Here is a 2,651-nt window from a genome sequence, read left to right as displayed (position 1 = left end):
TATTCGATCATCTTGATCAAACCGCTGAGAGCGATTTGAATTTTTTACGGCGCTTGGCAATTGCGCGCGGCGCCATCATGAAGCCCGCGAATGGTTTTTTGTTGTTTGTCACTGAGGGTGTGGGCAAGAGCGCCAGCGGTGTTGCTTTGCCGGTTGTTTCGCTCAGTGCTGCGCAGTGCTCAGCATACAGTTATAAGCGCGCCTCAGCTAAAGGGGTTAAGCGTGTGACAGCGAGTTATAGCGATGACTCAAAAGGCGTGGCCGGCAATGTGGAAGTGGGTGCGGGTGAGCCGGTGTTTACCCTAGCTTATACCTATACGACTAAATCTGAGGCTAAAGCCGCTGCAAAAGCCCATCTTAGAACATCTGAGGGTGGTAAAGAGTCGTTCACGGCGACGGCTGCGCTTTCGCCCGATCTTATCGATATAGCGGCTGAGGGTCGTTTGGCGGTCTCGGGTTTCGATTCTTCCATTAATGGCTTGTGGCGCATTGATTCTGTTGATATTTCGGTGAAGAGTCATGGTGGATCGCTGAATGTTGTGTGTGATCGGGTGGTGGTTTGAGGGTTGCTCGATGTGGGGCTTTTTAGTTTTTAAGTTTTTAGTCTTTAAGTTTTCAATCTACACAGCGGGTCCCAGGCTTCGCTGTCTTTGTTTTCCTCCCCTTGTAGGCGTTGGCCTGCTGTCGGTATCTTCTGTTTCTTTAGTCCCTCCTCTTATTCATTATTTTTGCTTTATTCTGTTTTTTTATTTCGTTTGTTAATAGGGTAACTATATTTTCGTTTTTTGTTGTTTTTTGGCGTGGGTAATGGGTTTCAAAGGGGTGTTTGGGTGGTAGTGTTTGTTTTGTGGTTTTATGGTTTTGGGGATTTTTGGTTGATGTTTTTTTTAAAGGCTTTAGTCTGACTTTTGAATAGCGTGTAATTAGATAGGTTAGTGTGGCGTTCTTGTGCTCTGGCTTGGGAGGTGTGTGTTTACGTTTTTAAAATTAGGCTGGGTAGGGCGGGTGTTAGTGTGGCTTAAGTTTCGGCTGGTAAATTGTTAAATGATAGCATCTGGATAGAATAAATCATGAAACTATCAAATTTAAAGTATCTAAGAAAGCTAGTTCCAGGAACTATTTTTATCTTTTTTGGTGTCCCATGCTACCAATATATGGCAGGCGATTTATTAAATATAGATGAAAGTATTGGATTCGTGATTAAAGGATATGGGGTTGTACTCGCTATCATAATAGGGAGTTTTTTAGAATGTGTAAAAATTAGAAAATTAATAAATTCAAAAACGCATCAGAAAATTAATAATAACATAAAAAGTAAGTTGATTGAGAACGGGCTTACTGAGTTAAAGACAGAGGCGGAGATCGATGCGGTTAAGTCATCAAAGCAATTAATGCATATTTTTTATCATTTAATTGATAACGACGAAAGTCTGAAGGAGAAATCAAAGCTAGTTAGAGACAACGGATTAATATGGACTTCGACAATAGATATTGCAATTATTGGATGTTTTTATTCATGGTTATATTTTATATTGATTATATTTTTTGGGGCAAATGGCCTTCTTGTCTCAGCAGGATTAATGATTGGCTTAATTGGGTTAATCTCTGGTGCGTTATTGCACCCTCGAGCAGTCAGTGAGCACATCGCCCTAGGAGACGAACAGATCGATTTCATTGTAACTAATCACAAAAACACTCTTCAAAATAAAATAACTGGACTATTTAATTAGATGAAAAAACTTAGGGATTCGATCGAGGCTACAAGAGAATATTTTGAAAAAGACGAAACTCCTTGGGTTATTGGCTTTAGTGGAGGGAAGGACTCATCTTTAGTAATGAAAATTCTACTAGTAGCTTTAAGTGGTATTGAGTCGAAAAATAAGAAGAGATTGCATGTCTTTTATTGTGATACTGGAGTGGAAATACCTGTTCTTAAGGGGTATATAGAGGATACGCTTAAAAATATCGCAGAAGAAGGAAAGAACCTAGGGCTCGATATTATTGTCAAAGAAATTCGTCCGCCTGTAAAAGATAGGTATTTTGTGAAAGTAATAGGAAGGGGTTATCCCCCTCCAACAAATATATTTAGATGGTGCACCGATAGACTACGGATAGATCCTGTCCAAGCAGCATTAAAGGAGATAGCAGGTGACGCCAAGGCGGTAGTTGTGCTTGGAACAAGGTACGACGAGAGCCGTGAAAGGGATAAGATTTTAAGTGATAATTCGCTTGAAAATTTTTATCTTTTTAAGCAGAAGGGATACAAAGAAACCATATTGTTTTGTCCGATAGTAAATTTTACAACTGAGGATGTATGGGAAGGATTGATGGAATTAGATGGCGGCAACTCAATTGATCTTAAAAAATTATCTCGTATATATAAAGAAATCTCAGGTGAATGCCCAATCATTAGACTGCCGGACGCAAATCCCTGTAGTAAGGGTAGATTTGGCTGCTGGACCTGCACAGTTGTTCGACAAGACAAAGCGTCAAAAAACCTGATTGCAAACGGTTATGAATCATTAGAGCCTTTGTACGCATTTAGAAGTTGGCTTTTGAGTATAAGAGATGATATCTCTTATAGATGTACTGTTAGAAGAAATGGAGCTAATGGTTTAGGCCCCTTTCGGCTTTTCGCAAGAGATATAATA

Annotated in this window: 3 protein-coding genes; all 3 read left to right on the top strand. The window is 39.9% G+C overall.

Going from position 1 to position 2,651, the window contains the following annotated elements:
* Positions 1 to 563, top strand: a 563-nt coding sequence (locus tag AC438_RS16220; RefSeq protein WP_202904788.1) for a contractile injection system protein, VgrG/Pvc8 family, incomplete at its 5' end; no start/stop codon positions are given.
* A 507-nt stretch (positions 564 to 1,070) separates the two neighbouring features.
* Positions 1,071 to 1,730, top strand: coding sequence for a hypothetical protein (locus tag AC438_RS16215; RefSeq protein WP_053982309.1), 660 nt, complete (start codon positions 1,071 to 1,073; stop codon positions 1,728 to 1,730).
* Positions 1,731 to 2,651, top strand: a 921-nt coding sequence (locus AC438_RS16210) for a phosphoadenosine phosphosulfate reductase domain-containing protein (RefSeq protein WP_053982308.1), incomplete at its 3' end; no start/stop codon positions are given.

The sequence above is a fragment of the Marinagarivorans algicola genome, assembly GCF_001292705.1.
Classification (GTDB): domain Bacteria; phylum Pseudomonadota; class Gammaproteobacteria; order Pseudomonadales; family Cellvibrionaceae; genus Marinagarivorans; species Marinagarivorans algicola.
The sequence above is the reverse complement of the archived record's forward strand: the minus strand, read 5'-3'. Positions and strand labels throughout refer to the sequence as shown.

Coding starts and splice junctions, on each gene's coding strand:
- AC438_RS16215 (WP_053982309.1), top strand. CDS start 1,071: ATGAAACTATCAAATTTAAAGTATCTAAGAAAGCTAGTTCCAGGAACT.